The following is a 260-nucleotide window of genomic DNA, read 5'->3' as shown; positions in this document are numbered from 1 at the left end:
TATTCAAATATGGCAGGTAAAGCGATTGCTGGATTTGCAACAGTAAGTATTGCTGCATATGCGGCGATTTATAAGAAACAAGCTGAGTTTATTGATCAACAAGCAAAAACGGCAGACCGCTTAGGTATATCAACAGAAGCCTTAATTGGTTTGCAGCATGCTGCAAATCAAACCGGTGCGAGCACAGAAAGCCTCAATATGGGGTTACAGCGAATGACCAGACGTATAGGGCAAGTTGCAGCAACGGGAAGTGGTGAGGC

1 protein-coding gene is annotated in these 260 nt (G+C 44.6%); it reads left to right on the top strand.

Going from position 1 to position 260, the window contains the following annotated elements; all coding sequences use genetic code 11:
* On the top strand, positions 1–260 hold a 260-nt coding region (locus tag C2M25_RS10340; protein WP_199775173.1), incomplete at both ends, for a hypothetical protein.

The organism is Pseudoalteromonas sp. T1lg21 (assembly GCF_002964625.1).
Classification (GTDB): domain Bacteria; phylum Pseudomonadota; class Gammaproteobacteria; order Enterobacterales; family Alteromonadaceae; genus Pseudoalteromonas; species Pseudoalteromonas gelatinilytica.
Note: the sequence above shows the minus strand (reverse complement) of the source record. Positions and strands in the feature narration are given on the sequence as shown.